This window comes from Micromonospora musae (assembly GCF_003626635.1).
Taxonomy (GTDB): domain Bacteria; phylum Actinomycetota; class Actinomycetes; order Mycobacteriales; family Micromonosporaceae; genus Micromonospora; species Micromonospora musae.
In genome coordinates this window covers 42,999-59,081 of the sequence record NZ_RAZT01000011.1, presented here as the reverse complement: position 1 = coordinate 59,081, position 16,083 = coordinate 42,999, and the positions used below count along the sequence as shown (strand labels likewise).

The 16,083-nt window shown below is 73.3% G+C and carries 13 protein-coding genes; 8 read left to right on the top strand and 5 right to left on the bottom strand.

All coding sequences use genetic code 11. From position 1 onward, the window contains the following. Nucleotides 1-22: 22 nt before the first annotated feature. The 3 genes from D7044_RS21865 to D7044_RS21855 form a co-directional block, all read right to left on the bottom strand. Nucleotides 23-1,207 (bottom strand): hypothetical protein, encoded by a 1,185-nt coding sequence (locus D7044_RS21865; protein WP_120690068.1) that lies wholly within the window; start codon nt 1,205-1,207, stop codon nt 23-25. Next, entirely contained in the window at nt 1,204-1,731 is a 528-nt protein-coding gene (locus D7044_RS21860; protein WP_120683542.1) for a SigE family RNA polymerase sigma factor, read from the bottom strand. Before D7044_RS21860 ends, D7044_RS21865 begins: the two co-directional genes overlap by 4 nt. Before the next feature lie 70 nt (nt 1,732-1,801). Continuing rightward, nucleotides 1,802-2,383, bottom strand: coding sequence for a TetR/AcrR family transcriptional regulator (locus tag D7044_RS21855; RefSeq protein ID WP_120690067.1), 582 nt, complete (start codon nt 2,381-2,383; stop codon nt 1,802-1,804). A 107-nt stretch (nt 2,384-2,490) separates the two neighbouring features. On the opposite strand from D7044_RS21855, the gene D7044_RS21850 reads away from it, so the two are divergent. Further along, complete coding sequence (locus D7044_RS21850; RefSeq protein ID WP_120690150.1) at nt 2,491-3,648, top strand: FAD-dependent oxidoreductase; 1,158 nt, start codon at nt 2,491-2,493, stop codon at nt 3,646-3,648. Nucleotides 3,649-3,657: 9 nt separating this feature from the next. Beyond that, a complete protein-coding gene (locus D7044_RS21845) occupies nt 3,658-4,227 on the top strand; it encodes a VanZ family protein (RefSeq protein ID WP_120690066.1) in 570 nt (189 codons plus the stop codon). Here D7044_RS21845 and D7044_RS21840 read toward each other — a convergent pair. After that, entirely contained in the window at nt 4,118-5,401 is a 1,284-nt protein-coding gene (locus D7044_RS21840; RefSeq protein WP_120690065.1) for an MFS transporter, read from the bottom strand. The genes D7044_RS21845 and D7044_RS21840 overlap by 110 nt on opposite strands. 119 nt (nt 5,402-5,520) lie before the next feature. Here D7044_RS21840 and D7044_RS21835 point away from each other — a divergent pair, with 119 nt between their 5' ends. The 5 genes from D7044_RS21835 (at nt 5,521) to D7044_RS21815 (ending at nt 13,468) form a co-directional block, all read left to right on the top strand. Continuing rightward, entirely contained in the window at nt 5,521-7,308 is a 1,788-nt protein-coding gene (locus tag D7044_RS21835; RefSeq protein WP_120690064.1) for an HSP90 family protein, read from the top strand. A gap of 51 nt (nt 7,309-7,359) precedes the next feature. Beyond that, nucleotides 7,360-10,170 carry a hypothetical protein gene (locus tag D7044_RS21830; RefSeq protein ID WP_120690149.1) on the top strand — a complete coding sequence of 937 codons (2,811 nt, stop codon included), beginning with the start codon at nt 7,360-7,362 and terminating at the stop codon, nt 10,168-10,170. Between the two features lie 113 nt (nt 10,171-10,283). Next, nucleotides 10,284-10,883, top strand: coding sequence for a TetR/AcrR family transcriptional regulator (locus D7044_RS21825; protein WP_120683552.1), 600 nt, complete (start codon nt 10,284-10,286; stop codon nt 10,881-10,883). Between the two features lie 176 nt (nt 10,884-11,059). Continuing rightward, on the top strand, nt 11,060-12,397 hold the full coding sequence (locus tag D7044_RS21820) for an acetyl-CoA carboxylase biotin carboxylase subunit (RefSeq protein WP_120690063.1): 1,338 nt from the start codon (nt 11,060-11,062) through the stop codon (nt 12,395-12,397). Nucleotides 12,398-12,556: 159 nt separating this feature from the next. After that, on the top strand, nt 12,557-13,468 hold the full coding sequence (locus tag D7044_RS21815) for a hydroxymethylglutaryl-CoA lyase (RefSeq protein WP_120683556.1): 912 nt from the start codon (nt 12,557-12,559) through the stop codon (nt 13,466-13,468). Between the two features lie 212 nt (nt 13,469-13,680). Here D7044_RS21815 and D7044_RS21810 read toward each other — a convergent pair whose 3' ends face one another. Then, nucleotides 13,681-14,250 carry a snapalysin family zinc-dependent metalloprotease gene (locus D7044_RS21810; RefSeq protein ID WP_199716725.1) on the bottom strand — a complete coding sequence of 190 codons (570 nt, stop codon included), beginning with the start codon at nt 14,248-14,250 and terminating at the stop codon, nt 13,681-13,683. A gap of 268 nt (nt 14,251-14,518) precedes the next feature. Here D7044_RS21810 and D7044_RS21805 point away from each other — a divergent pair, with 268 nt between their 5' ends. Continuing rightward, complete coding sequence (locus D7044_RS21805) at nt 14,519-16,051, top strand: acyl-CoA carboxylase subunit beta (protein ID WP_120690062.1); 1,533 nt, start codon at nt 14,519-14,521, stop codon at nt 16,049-16,051. Nucleotides 16,052-16,083: the final 32 nt, after the last annotated feature.

Here is a 16,083-nt window from a genome sequence, read left to right as displayed (position 1 = left end):
CCTTCGACGTAGCGCCGGTGGGTCAGCGGGCGGCGAGGGAGAGCTTGCCGTACAGGTCCCGGACCACTCCGGTGATCTCGCCGGTCGCCGGCCGCCAGCGCAGCAGCCCGCCCGGGTCGTGGCGGAGCAGCACGGCGTCGCCGTCCCAGCCGAGCACCTCGCAGCAGCCCTTCGAGCGGTCGCGGCCCAGGTCGAGCAGGCGGGTCACCACTCCGGTCCGGGCGTCCAACACCGCGACCCCCTCCGCCCCGTCCATGATCCCGGTGGTGATCCAGGCCGCCCGGGCGATCTCGTCGCCGCGCTGCCAGCCCCGTCCGTAGAACTCGTTCACCGAGTTGCCGGTCGGCAGGGCGCGGAGGTCGAGCGGCCGGTCGCCCCGATCGGTGCCGTCGGCGCTGCGCGTCCAACGAGTCAGGGTGACGCCGTCCCGGAGGCCCCCCAACGCCAGCAGGTCGTCGTCTCGGCCGGCCGGGTCGGGGGTGACCAGCTCCCAGGGTGAGAGCGGCACGGTCCGGGTGGCACCCGTCTGCCGGTCGAGCTCGTACGTCGTGTCGTCGTCCCCGACCAAGAGCCGGTCGCCGGCCCAGAGGACGTGCTCCAGGTAGCCCTTGAGCGGGTAGCGGCGGACCTGGGCGGTGGTCAGCTCGACCACGATCACCTCGTCGGTCTGGGCGAACGCGGCGAGCCGTCCGTCCGGGGAGAGGCTGCCGGACTTCAGGGGCACCGCCTCGTTGCCGCTGGCGTCCCGGGTTCGGGCCGGGGTGACCACGTCGAGGTCCCGCACCACGCCGTCGTCGCCGAGCACCCGGATCCGCCCCTCGACACCGGTCTCCGGGTCGATCGGCTGGTAGAGGGCCAGCGCCTGGCGGACCGGACGGCCGGAGAGCGACGCGGTCACCGGATCACCGAGGCGACCGAGCGGGTCGCCGGGGTAGTTGAGCTCCGTCGGCGGTCGCTGCACCGGCGACGCGTTCGGGGCCGGGGTCGCGGTCGAGGTGGTGGGCGTGGTCGGCGCCGGTGGGTCGGCGGGGCGCAGGGTCAGCACCGTACCGCCGGTGAGCAGGACGACGGCGACGACGGCGGCCGCACCGGCGCGCCGGTGGCGGCGGAGTCGCCGGGCCTGCTCCCAGCCCTCGGCGGCCGGGCGTTCGGGTCGGATCTCGTCGGCGGCCAGGGTCAGCAGGCGGCCGAGCTCCTCCTCCCTCACCGGGTCACCTCCATCCCGTTGGCGAGGCCGTCGTCGCGGCCCAGGTCGGGCGCGACCTCACGGAGTCGGCGCAGCGCCGCGTGGCACTGGCTCTTCACGGTGCCCACGGTCACGCCGAGCACCTCGGCGGTGGACGCCTCGGTCAGGTCCTCGTAGTAACGCAGCACCAGGACCGCCCGTTGACGCGGCGGGAGTTGCCCGAGGGCGTCGTGCAGCGCGAGCCGGAGCGCGCCGTCCCGGTCGGCGGTCGACCGCTCCGGTGGCTGCGCGCTGAGCCACTCCCGGCGGCGGCGTCGCCACCAGGAGACCGCGTCCCGGTAGAGGATCGACCGTACGTAGGCGGCCGGGTCACCGTCGCGCACGCTGGGCCAGCGCAGCGCCAGCTTCAGCAGCGCGTCCTGGAGGAGGTCCTCGGCCTGGTGCCGGTTGCCGCAGACCAGGTACGCGGCGCGCAGCAGCCGGTGCTGGTGGCTCTCCACGAAGGCGATGTAGCCGTCCCGCCCGTCGCTCGCCGCCGGTCCCATCCGCCCCCCTCTCCCGGCCGTCGCGTTCCACGTCACCTGGCAGACGCACGGGAGGGCGGAAAAGGTTGGGTCACTTCTCCGGCAGCCCGGTCAGGTAATGCTGGAGGGTCGGCGCCACCCAGGCGACCAGCTCCTCCGGTGCCATCGCCACCATCGGTGGCAGCTTGACTATGTAGCGGGTGAAGGCGATGCCGAGGGTCTGAGAGGCCACCAGGCCCGCCCGCCGGGCGGTCGTCGCCGGGTCGGTGCCGAAAGCGGCCACGGCCGCGGTGAGCTGGTCGGTGAAGAGGGCCCGCATCCGCTCGGCCGCGCCCGGGTTCGTGCTGGCGGTGCGGAGCAGTGCGGCCAGCGTCTCGTCCCCCTCCCACCGGGTGAGGAAGTGGCGGATGAGCACCTCGCCGAGCTGTCCGGGCGGTACGGCGGTCAGGTCGGGCAGGCGCAGGTCGAACTCGGCTGCGGCCGCGAAGAGGCCCTCCTTGTTGCCGTAGTACCGCATCACCATCGACGGGTCGATCCGGGCGTCCGCCGCGATCGCCCGGATGGTGGCCCGCTCGTAGCCCTCGGCGGCGAACCGGTCCCGGGCGGCTCGGAGGATCGCCGCGCGGGTGGCGTCCGATCGGCGGGGACGGGCCGGCTCGGTTGTCGCTGTCATGCCAACGACCGTAGGCCAACACCCGTTGACATTTCCAGTCCACAGTAGTCAAACTTGCCAACAAGTGTTGGCCAACGACTGTTGGCAACGTTGCTCCGGAGGTGGTCATGCTGCCCACGAAGACCGACGTCCTGGTGGTCGGAGCCGGCCCGACGGGGCTCGCCACCGCGCTCACCCTCGCCCGGCGAGGAGTCGACGTGACACTCCTCGACCAGACGGACCGGCCACCGACCACCTCCCGGGCCGCCGTCGTGCACGCGTACACCCTGGAGGTGCTGGACCGGATCGGCGCGGCGACGCCGCTGGTGGCCCAGGGTGTGCGGGCGCCGCGCTTCACCGTGCGCGACCACGACCGGGTGCTGATGGCGGTGCCGTTCCACCGGTTGCCGACCCGCTTCCCCTACGCGCTGCTGGTCTCCCAGTCGGTCACCGAGGCGGCGCTCACCGAGCAGTTGAGCGGGCTGGGCGTGACGGTGCGTCGGCCGTGCCGACTGACCGGCGTGACGCCGACCGGAGACGGCGTGCTCGCGCAGGTCGACGACGAACAGCTCCGCGCCCGTTTCGTGGTCGGCGCGGACGGCATGCGCAGCACGGTCCGCCGGATCGCCGGCATCGGCTTCGCCGGGCGGACCGGCGAGGAATCCTTCGTGCTCGCCGACGTCCGCGTGCACAGCGACCTGCCCCGCGACGAGGCGGCTCTCTTCCTCGCCCGATCCGGGCCGCTGATCTGGGCGCCGCTGCCCGACGGGGTGGTCCGGCTGGTGGCCGCCGTGCCGCAGGCGGCCGCCGAGCCCGGACTCGCCGACCTCCAGGCGCTGCTCGACGAGCGAGGGCCGGCGCGACGGCCGGATCGGGTGACCGAGGTGTTGTGGGCGTCCCGTTTCCGGGTGCACCACCGGGTCGCCGACACCTACCGGGCCGGGCCGCTCCTGCTCGCCGGGGACGCCGCGCACGTGCACAGCCCGGCCGGCGGGCAGGGCATGAACCTCGGCATCTGCGACGCGGTCGCGCTCGGAACCGCCCTGGCCGACGTGCTCGCCGACGGTTCCGCGACGGGGCTCGACGGGTACACCGCCCGGCAGCGGCCGATGGCCGAGGACGTCCTGCGCTTCGCGGCCGGGCTCACCCGGCTCGCCACCCTCCCCCCGGCCGGGCGGCCCGTGCGGGACGTGCTGCTGCGGCTCGCCGGGGCGGTGCCGCCCCTTCGGCAGCGGATCACCCTGCGACTCTCCGGACTCTCCCATCGGAGCGCGAGCGCCGAATAGGCTGCGCCGGTGACACAGGTCTGGCGGGACTGGGGCGGCGTCCTGCTCGCCGCGTGCGCCGCGCTGCCGCTGCTGGCCCTGCTCGTCGCCGGGCTGGTACGGACGCGCCGCAGCACCGTCCCGGCCGGTGAGGCCTGGTGGCGCAGCGTCGCCGAGGTGGGCGCGGTCGCCGGGACGGTGCCGTGGGTGTGGATGATCCTGACCCCGCGCGCGGCGCCCCGCGAGGTCGACGCGGTGCCCCTGCACGATCTGCTCGACCTGCTGACCGGGTCGCCCACCACCGCCGTGGTCCAGGTGGTCGGCAACCTGCTGGTCTTCGCCGCGCTGGGCTTCTTCGCACCGGTACGCCTGACCGTGCTGGCCGGGCCCGGCCGGCTCTTCCTGCTCGGCGCGGCGGGCTCGGTGCTCGTCGAACTCCTCCAGTACGCGCTGGACCTCGGCCGGGTCTCCTCCGTGGACGACGTGCTGCTCAACGCGACGGGGGCGGTCCTGGCCGGACTGCTGTCCCGGCCGTGGTGGGCCGGTCGACGGGCGGCGTCGGTGCCACCGGTCGCAGCATCCGCCACGCCGCGGCCGTGACCAGCGCGAACGTCCCCGTGGCCGCCACCATGACCGGCACCGTCCCGTACGCCCCGGCGACCAGCCCGGCGAGCGTCGCGCCGACGGGGGCGGCGAGCAGCCCGAGCATCCGCTGAGCCGCGCCCACCCGACCGAGCAGGGCGGCCGGCACCCGCTGCTGCCCGTACGACGTCCAGAGGCTGTTCCACACGGAGGTGCCGGCGGCGAAGACGGCCAGCGCGAGACCGGCCGGCACCGGGTGCCGGGCGAACGCGAACCCGGCGAGCGCCACGGTCTGCCCGGCGAGCACGACGCGCAGCGCGGGCAGGGTGCCGAACCGCGCGGCGATCCGGCCGGCCGTCAACGCCCCGACCACGCCACCGACGATCGCGGTCGCGGTGAAGAGCCCGTACCCCGCCGGTGGCACCCGCAGCACGTCCAGCGCGTGGAGCACCAGGACGGCGAGCAGCCCGCTGATCGCCAGGTTGCAGCCCGCGGAGAGCAGGCTGACCTGCCACAGTGTCCGGTCGTCGCGCAGCCGGCGGAGGCCGGCCGTGACCTCGGCCAGCACCGACGGCCGTCTCGCCCGATCAGTCGGCGGACCGGCCGTGACGGGCGGGTGACCGCCCCGGGGCAGGGCGAGGACGAGGAGGGCGGCCAGGGCGAAGGTGACGGCGTCGACGGCGAAGGGGAGGGCGGGCGAGGCGGCGAACGCCAGCCCGGCGACGGGCGCGCCGAGGAAGCCTCCGGCGACCGCCGTACCGGCCTGGAGGCGGCCGTTGGCCCGGGGCAGGGCCGTCGGCGGCACGACCGAGGGCAGCAGCGCGAAGGAGGCGGCGTCGAAGAGGGAGCCCAGCGCGGCGAGCAGGAACGCGACCAGCAGCAGGGTCACCACACCGGCCCGACCGGTGACGATCGCCACCGCGAACGCGGCCACCAGGGCGGCGCGCGCGCCGTCCACCAGCGCCATGGTGCGCCGGCGGTCCCAGCGGTCGGCGTAGACACCACCCAGCAGACCGAAGAGCAGCGGCGGCAGCTGCGCGGCCACGGTCATCGCGGCGATCAGCCGGGGGTCGCGGGTGAGCGTGGCGGCGAGCAGGGCGAGCGCCGGCGTACGCAGGGCATCGCCGAGCCGCGAGGAGACGGCGGCCGACCACAGCAGGTGGAAGTCGCGGCCGAGGCGGGTCGTGGGCACGCCGGGCAGCCTGCGGGTTCGAGCCGGTCGAGGGTCAAGCCGCCGGGTGAAAGGAGGACGCGCTTGTCGGTGATCATCGGTACGGTGAGCGCCGGATTCGGACCGGGGAGCGCAAAGGCGTGGACCACACTTTCCAGGTCGACCTTCGTGGCGTCGTCGACCTGCTCAGTCATCACCTCTACGGCAGCCCGCGGGTCTACCTCCGCGAGCTCTTGCAGAACGCGGTCGACGCGATCACCGCGCGGCGGACGTCCGACCCGGACGCGCCCGCGCTGATCCGGGTCGAGCCGCCCGAGCTGACCGGTGACGGGACGCTCCGGGTGCACGACACCGGCATCGGCCTCACCGAGGCGCAGGTGCACGAACTGCTGGCCACGATCGGGCGCAGCTCCAAGCGCGACGAGCTGGGCTTCTCCCGGCACGACTTCCTCGGCCAGTTCGGTATCGGGCTGCTCTCCTGCTTCCTCGTCGCCGAGGAGATCCGGGTCTTCACCCGCCACGGCGACCAGCCGACCGTCTGCTGGACCGGCTACTCCGACGGCCGCTACACCGTCGAGCCCGCACCGCCGGGGGCCGGGCGGAGCGAACCGGGCACCACCGTCACCCTGGTTCCACGCCGGGACGCCGACCAGTGGTTCACCACCCCGACCGTCACCGACCTGGCGCGGCTCTTCGGCTCGCTGCTGCCGGTCACCGTGCGGGTCGGCGACGCGGTCACGACCGTCGGGGCACCGCCCTGGCCGACCACGCCCGGCACGCCGGTCGACCGTCCGGCCCTGATCCGGTACGCCCGGGAGACGCTCGGCTTCGACCCGTTCGACGTGCTGCCGCTCTCGGTGCCGGAGGCGGGGCTGACGGGCGCGGCGTTCATCCTCCCGGAGCCGGTGAACCCGGCGGTCCGCGCCGGCCACCGGGTCTACCTGAAGCGGATGCTCCTCACCGAGCACGCCGACGGCCTGCTGCCGGACTGGGCGTTCTTCGCCCACTGCGTGGTGGACGCCAGCGAGCTGCGGCCGACCGCGAGCCGGGAGGCACTCTACGAGGACACCCTGCTCAACGCCGCCCGGGAGGCGCTCGGCGACCAGGTGCGGGGCTGGCTGGTGCGGCTCGCCAAGCACGATCCGCGCCGGCTCGCCGAGTTCCTCCAGATCCACCACCTCGGGGTGAAGGCGCTGGCGCTGCACGACGACGAGATGCTCCGGCTGGTCGACCAGTGGTGGCCCATGGACACGAACGTCGGCACCCTCACCCTGGCCGAGTTCCGCCAGCGGCACGGCCTGATCCGGTACGCGGCGAGCCTGGACGAGTTCCGCCAGCTCGCCGCGGTCGCCGCCGCCCAGGACCTGGCGGTGGTCAACGGTGGCTACACGTACGACACCGAGCTGATCGAGCGGCTGCCCTCGGTGGAGCGGTCGGTGCTCATCGAACGGCTGGAGCCGAGCGACCTGACCACCCGGTTCGACAACCTCGACCCCAAGGTCGAGCTGGCCCTGCGGCCCTTCCTCACCGCCGCCCAGCGGGCGCTGGAGCGGTCGGGCTGCGAGGTGGTGATCCGGGCGTACGAGCCGGTCTCGCTGCCCGCGCTCTACCTGGTGAGCCGCTCGGCGGCCTTCAACGACCAGCTGGCGGCGAGCCGCGACAAGGCCGACGAGCTGTGGGGCGGGGTGCTCGACGCGCTCGCCGCGTCCGCCCCTCCGGACCGCCCGCAGCTGGTGCTCAACCACCGCAACCCGCTGGTCCGCCGGGTCGCCACGCTCACCGACCCGGACCTGGTCGGGCTCGCCGTCGAGGCGCTCTACGGGCAGGCGCTGCTGCTCGGGCACCATCCGATCCGCGCGGCCGACGCCGCGCTGCTGAACAGTTCGTTCCTCGGCCTGCTCGGCCGGGCCGTACCAGGACAGGAGTGAGCGGTGGGGACCACCGAGGATCTCTGGCGGGTGCTCCGCGAGGTCAGCAACATGCCGTACGGGCCGGGGCAGATCGCCGCGCTGGAGCAGCTGCTCCGGCGGGTCGACACGGCCGAGGACCGGGAACTCGCCTTCGTCACCCGGATGCAGGGCACCACCGCGTACACGTACGGCGGTGAGCCGGCGAAGTCCTTCGTGACCTTCTCCTGGTGCCTCGCCGAGTTCGACCGCGACCCGCAGCCCTACCACGCCCGCCACGCCGGGCAGCTGCTCTGGCACTTCAAGTACATGGTCAACCTGATGCTGAAGTTCCCCGAGGTGCCGCTCGACCGGACGTACGCGGTCCTCGACGACATGCAGCGGCGGTACCAGGCCGGCGGGCACAGCCTCCAGGCCGTCCACAAGCACCGGTTCCGGGTCGCCGAGCACGTCGGGGACACCGACGCGGCGTCGCACTGGTACCGGCTCTGGCAGACCACCCCGCGCGACCAGCTCTCCGACTGCGCCGGCTGCGACCCGACCACCGAGGTGCAGTACCTCGCCGACACCGGCCGGTACGCCGAGGCGGCGAGCCTGGCCGAGCCGGTGCTCGCCGGGCGGCTCACCTGCAACGAGCAGCCCCAGGCGATCCTGACCGCGCTGCTCGTGCCCTACCTGCGGACCGGTCGGCACGACGACGCGCTCAACGCACACCGGACGGCGTACCGCCGGATGCGGGGCAACCTCTCCGACCTGTGGGACATCGGCGACCACATCGAGTTCTGCACGGTCACCGGTAACGAGGCGCGGGCGCTGGAGCTGGTCGAGCGGCACCTGGACTGGCTGGACCGCTCGCCCTCCCCGGCCGCGGCCATGCACTTCGCGGCGACCGCCGCTGCGGCGCTGCGGCAGGTGGACGGCGGGTTGACCGTCTACCGGCGGGCATCGGCCGACCGCCCGGCCGCCGACGTGCCGGCGGCCCGGCTCGCCGCGGAGCTGGCGGAGACCGCCACCGAGCTGGCCGCCCGGTTCGACGCCCGCAACGGCACCGCCCGCCAGTCCGAGCTGATCGCCGCCCGGCTGGCGATGCTACCGAGCGGTGAGCACGTGCCGCTCTCGGCGAGCGTGCGCCGTCGCGTGCCGGTCCCGGGTTCCCCGGCGGGAACCGTGCCGCCGATCAGCGTCGAGGACACCACCGCTTCCGGACCGGCGACGCCGGAGATCCCGGTCGACGCCGGACCCGACGAGCTGCTCGACCTCGCCGAGTCGTGCTGGCACCGGCACGACCGTCCCGGCTTCCAGGCCGCCCTCTCCGCCTACGACGAGCGGTTCGGCGCGACGGAACCCACAGCGGTCACGACGGCCCGGCGGCTGGAGCTGCGGGCGGCCGAGTTGAGCGATGACGAGCAGGTCCCGGTCGCCATCGAGACCGCCCGGGCGGCCACGGCCGCCTACCGGGAGCTGGGCGACGAACTCCGCGCGCAGGTGGTCGCCAGCCGGCTCGGGGTGCTGCTCGCCATGACCGAGACGGGCCGGGAGGAGGGGCTGGCGCTGGTGGAGGCCGCCGCCGACGCCCTCGACCGGCTCGGGGACGACCGGCAGCGGGCCGCCGCGCGGGACCGGGTGGCGCTGGCGCTGATGCACGGCGAGCGTTGGGCGGAGGCGCTGGCCGAGCTGGAGCGGATTCCGCCGGTCGCCGACCCGTACCTGGAGCTGCGAGTCGCGCTGCACCGCGCCCATGCGCTGGAGGAGTCGGAGAAGGCGGAGGAGTTCCGCTCGGCGGCCGAGCGGGCCCGCGGGCTGGCTCGGGAGTTGGGCGTCGGCGAGCTGCTGATGAGCGCCTGCCTGGCGTACGCCCGTTCGGCCGAGGACCCGGCGGAGGCGGTCACCGCCTGCGACGAGGCACTGGCCGTCGCGCCACCGAACGCACTGCTCGCGGTCCGGGTCACCCGGGCCCGGGCGCTGATGGCGGCCGGGCGCGCGGACGAGGCGGTGGACGACTTCGCCGAGGCGGTGACGCTCTGCGTGGAGCAGGGCGCCACGGGAGACGCCCTGCTCCGTTGGGAGCTGGCGAACGCGTACCGGGTCGCCGGGCGGTTGAACGAGGCGGCCGAGGTCGCCGAGGAGGCCGTGCTCGGGTTGGACAAGCTCGGGGCGCAGGTCCAGGCGGACCGTTGCCGGTACCTGCTGGCCGGCGTCTACCAGGGGCTCGGCGAGACCGAGCCCGCGCTCGCCCTGCTCGAACAGCTCGCAGAGAACCTGGACGGTCCGGACAATCTGCCGCACCGGGCCGAGATGCTGGAGGAGGCGGGTGGGCTGCTCTACGGCGTCGACCGGGACGCGCTGGCCGCCGAGCGGTTCGCCGCGGCGGCGAGCACGTACGAGCTGGCCGGGCTCGCCGTGGACGAACTGCGGGCCCGTCGACGTGAGGCGTACGCCTGGATGTGGGCCGGTGACGGTGCGACGGCGCTGCGGGTGGTGGAGGTGATGGACGGCCTCTCGGCCGCGCTCGCCGACGATCCGGAGCCGCCGGCGACGTACGAGCGGGCGATGGCGACCGAGGCGGCGGCGCGGGTGCTGGCCGGCGAGGGCCGTGAGGGCGAGGCGCTGGACCGGCTGGCCGGGTTGCCGGACCGCCTCCGGTCGATCGAGGCGTTCGGCGAGGCGGCGCAGGTGGAGATCTTCACCGGGGAGCTGCTGCTGCGGTCGGATCGGCCGGCCGACGCGGAGCGGCTGCTGCGCGACGTGCTGGGCGGGCTGCCCGTCGGGAGCCGGCCGGTGCAGCAGGCGGCCTGGCTGCTCGCCCAGGCGCTGGATGGTCTCGGCCGGTCGGACGAGGCCGCCGAGCTGCGCGCCGAGCACAACCTCGACCACGACCACTGATCGTGACCCGGGCCGGCCGTCGTACCGGTCGGCCCGGGCCATCGGCCGGGTCTGATCGACCATCCGGCAACCTTGCCTCCTCCTCACCGTCCGCGCAGGTCTACGCTTGCCCCGTGACGGTGGAGCAGCAGGCGCGGGGCGCGGCCGGCGCGAGCCGGCGTCGTTCTCGTAAGGACGAGATCCTGGAGATCGCGGTCGGTCTCTTCGCCGCGCGCGGCTACCACGGTGTCTCGATGGACGACATCGGTGCGGCGGCCGGAGTCACCGGGCCGGCGCTCTACCACCACTTCGCCGGCAAGGAAGCCATGCTGGTCGCCGCGCTCATTCCGGTGAGCGAGGGGCTGCTCGACGGTGGCCGTGAGCGCGCCACCGCCCACCCGGACGACCCGCGGGCCGCGCTGGAGTCGCTCATCGACTTCCACGTCGACTTCGCGCTGGCGAACCCGGCGGTGATCGCCCTGCACCTGCACGAGCTGGATCGCCTCCCCGACGAGCCGCGCCGCCGGATCCGCCGCCTCCAGCGGCTCTACGTCGAGGAGTGGGTCACGGTGCTCACGGCCCTGCACCCGGGCATGCCCGACGGTGAGGCCCGGGTGCTGGCCCACGCGGCGTTCGGCCTGATGAACTCCACTCCGTTCCTCGGCGGAGAGGTGGACCGTCGACGTCGGGCGGAGCTGCTCCGCGGCGCCACCCTCGCCGCCCTCCTCGCCTGACCCCACCCCCTCGGGCCTTCGCCTGGCACCGTGTTGATCAAGAAGTTTGCGTCATCTTCCGCGCGAGTACTGACGCAAGCCTCTTGATCAACGCGTCCCGGGGGGTGGGGGTCGTGCGCGGCCGGGGTGGCATGGTTCGCTGAGATCCGTCCCAACCCTTGGACGCTGGAGGAGCCATGATCGAGTCACTGCTGGTCGCCAACCGGGGGGAGATCGCCCGCCGGATCATCCGTACCGCCAAGCGGCTCGGCGTCCGGGCGATCGCGGTGCACTCGGAGGTCGACGCGGACCTGCCGTTCGTGGCCGAGGCCGACGAGGCGGTGTGCGTGGGGCCGGCGAACCCGGCACAGAGCTACCGCAACGTCGAGGCGATCCTGGACGCCGCGAAGTCCACCGGTGCGCAGGCCATCCACCCCGGCTACGGCTTCCTGTCGGAGAACGCCGACTTCGCTCGTACCGTCGAGTCGAGCGGGCTGGTCTGGGTCGGGCCCGGCGCCGACGCGATCGCCGCGATGGGCGACAAGATCAATGCTCGGAACCTCATGGCGGCGGCGGGTGTTCCGGTCGCGCCCGGCACCACCGAGCCCGCCGCCGGCCTCGCGGCGGCGACGGCCGCCGCGGCCGAGATCGGCTACCCGGTGATGGTGAAGGCCGCGGCCGGCGGCGGTGGCATGGGCATGGGTGTGGCCACCGACGAGGCGGCGCTGGGCACCGAGTACGACAAGGTGCGCGCGTTCGCCGAGCGGATGTTCGGCGACGGCTCGGTGCTGATCGAGCGGTACTTTCCGCGTGTCCGCCACGTCGAGGTGCAGATCCTCGGCCTCGCCGACGGCCGGGTCGTCGCCATCGGCGAACGCGAGTGCTCGGTGCAGCGGCGCAATCAGAAGCTGGTCGAGGAGTCCCCGTCGCCGGCGGTCGACCCGCAGCTGCGGGAGCGGTTCCTCGCCGCCGCCGTGCGGGCCGGCGAGGCGGTGAACTACCGCAACGCGGGCACGGTCGAGTGCCTGTTGGATCCGGCCACGAACGAGTTCTTCTTCCTGGAGATGAACACCCGGCTCCAGGTCGAGCACCCGGTCACCGAGCTGGTCTACGGCATCGATCTGGTGGCGGAGCAGCTGCGGGTGGCCTCCGGGCTGGCCCCGACGTTCGATCCGGCGGCGCTCACCCCGCGCGGGCACGCGATCGAGCTGAGGATCAACGCCGAGGACCCGAAGCGCTTCATTCCGGGACCGGGCGCGATCAGCGCGTGGACCGAGCCGGTCGGCGAGGGCGTACGGGTCGACTCCGGGTACGTCGCCGGCAACACGGTCACCCAGTTCTACGACAGCCTGATGGCAAAGTTGATCGTCAGCGGGGCGGATCGGGCCGAGGCGATCGAGCGCGCGAGGGCGGCCGTGGCCGCGTTCGAGGTCGCCGGTCCGAAGTGCAACCTGCCCTTCTTCGCCGAGCTGCTGGAGAACCCTGAGTTCATCTCCGGCGACTACGACACCGCCCTGATCACCCGCATGCGCTGACCCCGCCCGCTCCTTCTGCCCAGCTCTCGTTGATCAAGAGATTTGCGTCGGGATTCCGGCTCCGTCTGACGCAAACCTCTTGATCAACGTCGTCCGGCGGGTGGGGTGACATGCTGGGGGGACCAGGACCAGTACCGCGTCACAGTGAGGTGACCCCTTATGACGAGCCTGCCGAACTCCGTGTCGATCCGGGAGGTCGGACCCCGCGACGGGTTGCAGAACGAGGATCCGATCCCGACCGACGCCAAGGTACGTCTGCTCGACGCGCTCTCCCGCACCGGCGTGAAGCGGATCGAGGCGGTCTCCTTCGTGCACCCGAAGGCGATTCCGCAGATGGCCGACGCGGACGAGGTGTGGCAGCGCGCCGACCGCGTCGACGGGGTGCGCTACTCGGCGCTGGTGCCGAACACGCGCGGGGCGCAGCGCGCGCTCGCCGCCGGGTTCACCGAGATCGAGGTGGTGGTCTCGGCCAGCGACACGCACAACCGGCGCAACGTCAACCGCTCGACTGAGGAGTCGCTCGACGACATCGCCGAGCTGATCGACCTGCTGCACGGTGCGGGTGCCCGAGCCGAGGTGATCGTGGCGACCAGCTTCGGCTGCCCGTACGAGGGGGACATCGACCCGCAGCGGGTGGCCGGCATCGTGGACCGGGTGGTGCGGGACGGGGCCGACCGGGTCGCCTTCGGCGACACCACGGGGATGGGCACGCCGCGCCGGGTCCGGGAGCTGCTGACGGCGGTACGCGACCGCAACGCCCACGTCCCGGTGCTGCTGCACTTCCACAACACCCGTGGCACGGCCCTGGCGAACCTGCTCACCGCGCTGGAGCTGGGCGTCACCGAGTTCGACGCCAGCGTCGGTGGCCTGGGCGGCTGCCCGTACGCCCCGGGGGCGAGCGGCAACCTCGCCACCGAGGAGGCGGTGCACATGTTGCACGACATGGGCATCGACACCGGCATCGACCTGGACGCCCTCGTCGAGGTGGCCGAGTTGGCCGAGCGCCTGGTCGGCCGGCAACTGCCCTCCGGCGTGCTCCGCGCCGGTCCGCGTACCCGCCTGGCGAGTTAGAGCCCGGGGCCGGCGGCCGGCCCGGCCCGGCTGCGCTGGCCCGGGGGCGACGACCGGCGGGCGACCGCCAGGGCCTCGGCTCGCTCGGGCGAGCCTTGCGCAACAGAGCCAGGCAGGGCCTGACCCGGCGGACCGGGCTCGCCGCCGAACGGAGCAGGGGCCGGCAGGACGCCGGCCCCTGCGAACCGGCGCGGTGCCGGCCCTCCGGTCGGTCAGCCGACCGTCGCGGCTACGGCCGGCCAGCTGTCGCGGAAGACGGCGCTACCGCTGCCCTCGGCCCGCTCGGCGGCCCGGGTGCCGGCGAAGAGGTTGCTGACCCGGTTCGCCTCGGTCGTGCTCGGATACGGGTTCGTGCAGCTGGTGCCGGCGCTGCCGCCGGACATCAGCAGCGAGCAGTTGCCGTTGTAGTTGTCCGGCAGGCCGAGGATGTGCCCGATCTCGTGGGTCATGATCCGCAGTGGGCTGTACTGCTGGGCCTGCTGCGTGTCGATGTAGACCCGGCCGTTGCCGAGGCTGGTCCGGATGGCGTACGACCCACCGCCGGTGATCTGGTAGATCCGGAGGTTCGAGCCGCAGTTCGCCGAGAGCGTGAGGTTCGTCGTGGCGTTGTTCCAGATCGAGGCGGCCTGGCCGGCGATGCCGGCGAAGCTCCCCGCCTGGCTGGTGTTGTAGCAGATGGTCATGGCGGCGGAGGCCGGTGCCGGGTTGGCCACCGTCACGCCGAGGGTGGCCACCGCCGTCGCTGCGGACGCGGCCACGACTCGGCCGATTCGTGAGGTCATCACTCACTCCAATCCGGAAGGTGTGGGGTGCCAGGAGCCTAGCCATAGAGATAGGCAGATATCAATATCCTGCACGGTCCGGCTCCGGTCGGGCGGGGCCGTCCGGCTCGGATTGCGCGGGGCCGTCCGACTCGGCTCTGCGCCGCCGGCCGGGCCGGACCCACGGCTGTCGAACTCAGGCCGGCGCCGCCAGCCGGTCGAGTGGTCCACTGCGGCCGCGATGCGCTAACCTAACGATCGTTCAGGTCGGTACGGCGAGGGAGTCGGCGTGACGCTCGACGGTGAGGCACTGGAGCAGCTGCGCAAGCGGGCCAAGGCCGGCGGGGCGGACAAGTACCATGCGGCGAACGCCGCAAAGGGCAAGCTCTTCGCCCGGGAACGGGTCGCGCTCCTGGTCGACGAGGGCAGCTTCGTCGAGGACGGCCTCTACGCCAACGCGCTCGCCGACGGGCTCCCCGCCGACGGGGTGGTCACCGGCACCGCCACCATCGACGGCCGGCGGGTCTGCCTGATGGCGAACGACTCCACGGTCAAGGCCGGCAGCTGGGGCGCCCGGACGGTCGAGAAGATCATCCGGATCATCGAGCGGGCGTACACCACCGCCGTGCCGATGGTCTACCTGGTCGACTCGGCCGGCGCCCGGATCACCGACCAGGTCGAGCTCTTCCCTGGCCGGCGCGGCGCCGGAAAGATCTTCTGGAACCAGGTCCGCGCCTCCGGCTCGATCCCGCAGGTCTGCGCGCTCTTCGGGCCGAGCGCCGCCGGCGGTGCGTACATCCCCGCGTTCTGTGACGTGGTGGCCATGGTCGACGGCAACGCCAGCATGTATCTCGGCTCGGACCGGATGGTCGAGATGGTCACCGGCGAGAAGACCACCCTCGAGGCGATGGGCGGGGCGAAGGTGCACTGCACCGAGTCCGGCGTCGGGCACTTCCTCTGCAAGACCGACGCCGAGGCGCTCGACGTGGTGAAGCGCTACCTGTCGTACCTGCCGGCGAACTGGACGCAGGACCCGCCGACCGCCGAGGCCGCGCCGGCGCCCGAGAAGGCCGACCTCGCCGCGCTGGTGCCGGCGAGCGAGCGGCAGGCGTTCGACATGCGGCGGTACGTCAAGGGCCTGCTCGACGAGGGTTCCTTCTTCGAGATCCAGGCGCTCTGGGCCAAGGAGCTGACCATCGGCTTCGGCCGGTTGAACGGCGAGGTCGTCGGCGTGGTCGGCAACAACTCCATGTTCAAGGGCGGAGTCCTCTTCGTCGACTCGGCCGACAAGGCCACCCGGTTCGTGCAGCTCTGCGACGCGTTCAACGTGCCGCTGCTCTTCCTCTCCGACGTACCCGGTTTCATGGTCGGCAGCGCGGTGGAGAAGCAGGGCATCATCCGCCACGGCGCCAAGATGATCACCGCGATCTCCGAGGCGACGGTGCCGAAGATCTGCGTCGTGGTCCGCAAGGCGTACGGCGCGGGCCTCTACGCGATGGCCGGCCCCGGCTTCGAGCCGGACGCCACGATCGCGCTCCCCACCGCGAAGATCGCGGTGATGGGCGCCGAGGCGGCGGTGAACGCCGTCTACGCCAACAAGATCGCCGCGATCGCCGACGAGGCGGAGCGTGCCGACTTCGTCGCCGCGAAGCGCGAGGAGTACGAGCGCGACATCGACATCGTCCGCCTCGCCAGCGAGCTGGTGGTGGACGCGATCGTCGAGCCGTACGAGCTGCGGGACGAACTGGTCCGCCGGTTCGCCGCGGCGCGTGGCAAGGACCGCCACTTCTCCCGACGCCGGCACGGCGTCACCCCGGTCTGATCGACCATTCCCGCGTTCGCCGCGACGTCACG